The organism is Moorena sp. SIO4A1 (assembly GCF_010672065.1).
GTDB lineage: Bacteria > Cyanobacteriota > Cyanobacteriia > Cyanobacteriales > Coleofasciculaceae > Moorena.
Map to the genome: position 1 here is coordinate 1 of NZ_JAAHHX010000331.1, position 2,233 is coordinate 2,233.

Here is a 2,233-nt window from a genome sequence, read left to right on the forward strand (position 1 = left end):
ATATTTAGCTTGATGCTAGCAATATTTGTAATATTTATGGTGCGCCTAATGAGAAACAGAAAGAAACGGATACTTGGGTATAATTAATTACCTCAAAGACCTGATGAAGATTTCAAATCAGGTTTTTTTTATCTGTTATGGCGTTTCTAAATGAAATGTAAACCTAGGATGTATTTTTCTCTTGGAGAATAAAAAATCGAAGCTCTTTCCCTTCTTGGCTTTTGCCTCTTGTCTCTTGCATTTTTGAGCAATAAGTGTGTTTACAACCCAGAGATCAAGGCTATAGGTGAACTAGGTCAAATTTAGTCTGGTGACGAGGTATGTAACAAATCAATAAGACAAGATAAGCAACAGCAGTTTCTGAAGTAGAATACCTTCAAGATTAATTATCTGTAGAAGCAACTTTTATTGGTAAAGTAAACTATGCGTAATTATCCCCTTTCCCTACTATTTGGTCTAACGGCAACCATTGCCCTATACGCCCCTTTACCTGCTCAAGCTCAACCCATACTCTATGACGAGACTGGTGGTAAGGAGAGCATCACATTAGATCCCGATGGACTCGCTGTTCTAGAGTCAATTGGCTTATCTGTAAATATAGACTCCATAGAGCAGACAGCTGAACCAGCGCCAGGTTTCTCCTTTGCCTTTTCTGTGCTTCCTCGCAGCTCGGATCCTAACGTTCTAGGAAATACCTTTCAATTTCTCTATGATGAGGAGACAGATTTCTTCCTTCCCTTCAGTGGCTCAACAGAGTTAACTGGCAGCATATTTTTTGACGTAGATACCACTAAGATTGACCTTCCTCCTGTATTCGAAATCGGAGACTTATCTGCCCGTTTCGATCCGGCTACTTTCGAGTTTTCTCTTACAGATACAGCCAATACTGGGTTGGCTATCTTCGATTCCCAACCACCGGGGAATCCGGTTTTTGATCTGCCCAATCAAACCTGGAGTCTCGATCCTTTACTAATCAGCATATCGGAGGATTTTAGCAATTTTCTGATCGATGCTCAGCTTGCTGCTGGGGTCACCGATCCAATTGTCACTGAAGGTGTGCAAATTGCGATCGCTAGAGGAGATCGGACGTTTGTAGAAGCTGGTTCTACTCAGGTTCCTGAACCTGGTAGTGCCTTAGCAGTTTTAACCGCTGCTAGTGCAGCCTTAGCTGTTGGTAAGCGACGTCGTTGTGCATAATCGCTTCTTATTAACAACCCCAAATCGTCAAATTAGAGCACCAATTGTCGTTAACTACCCTACTGTTGTTAATAGGAATTGACTCAACATGCCTAATTCTTCCCTTTCTCTATTTCTAGGAGTGACAGCTACTGCCCTAGTCTTGACACCTACAACAGCTGTTGCTCAGACCTTTGACTTTGGCAGAGTTGAAAATCTGCCAGTACTACCGATTGAGTCTGATAGCGTACTCTCCTTTTTTGGTGATATCGCTAATAATGAGGGATATATAGCTTTTCGTAATGCAGATCCTACGGCTCCGGACGCAGGTCATATCGGTTTCCGCCCAGGTACAGATAATGCGAGGTATTATACAGTAGGTCCGGGGCGTAGCCCCGATCCTGCAACGCGCGGTACTCGGTCAGCTACCCTAGAGGGGGTGACTGGCTTGCCTAACTTTTTCAACTACCTAAAAGAAAACGATATTCCCCTCAGTAGTATTGGGTTTGACTTTATTCCAAAAAGTGACCGAGATGTGACCAAAACTTGGAACTTGGGCGAAGATAAGCTGGGTCAAGATTGGTTCGGGAGTCCGGATTCACCAATTGAGGAAGTAATTTTTCAAGCTAATCCAGATGATGTGGAGTATTTTATCACTGTTGGCACAACTAAGATAATCAATTTTGGCTATTCACCTTTTTACTTTGTCTCAGCTAACGACAACCCTGGTACCCAGGTTGGAAATTTTAATATCTTTTGGGGTAACCCAACCCCAGCGTTCAAAGCGCCTGGCTTAGATCCTTTAGCCTCGGGATTGGCTGATGCTTTTTTACAAGATGTAGCTGCTGGGGGTGGATTTATTCAGCTATTTTCTATAGATCAACCTGAACTGTCTGACTTTTCTTTTTCCGTTAGTCAGGGATTTGAAATCGTAACCTTGTCTTACCCAATAGACATAAGAATAGTAGGCAGCACCAGTGTACCAGAATCTTCCTCAGTATTAGGATTATTCATGTTGGGAGCTTTAGGTACCGTTGCTCGGATGACATCACAAAAA

General features: G+C 42.7%; 2 protein-coding genes. Both read left to right on the forward strand.

Going from position 1 to position 2,233, the window contains the following annotated elements; all coding sequences use genetic code 11:
• The first annotated feature begins 423 nt into the window (after positions 1 to 423).
• Complete coding sequence (locus F6K53_RS37865) at positions 424 to 1,197, forward strand: PEP-CTERM sorting domain-containing protein (RefSeq protein WP_293084853.1); 774 nt, start codon at positions 424 to 426, stop codon at positions 1,195 to 1,197.
• Positions 1,198 to 1,285: 88 nt separating this feature from the next.
• On the forward strand, positions 1,286 to 2,233 hold a 948-nt coding region (locus F6K53_RS37870; protein WP_293084856.1), incomplete at its 3' end, for a hypothetical protein.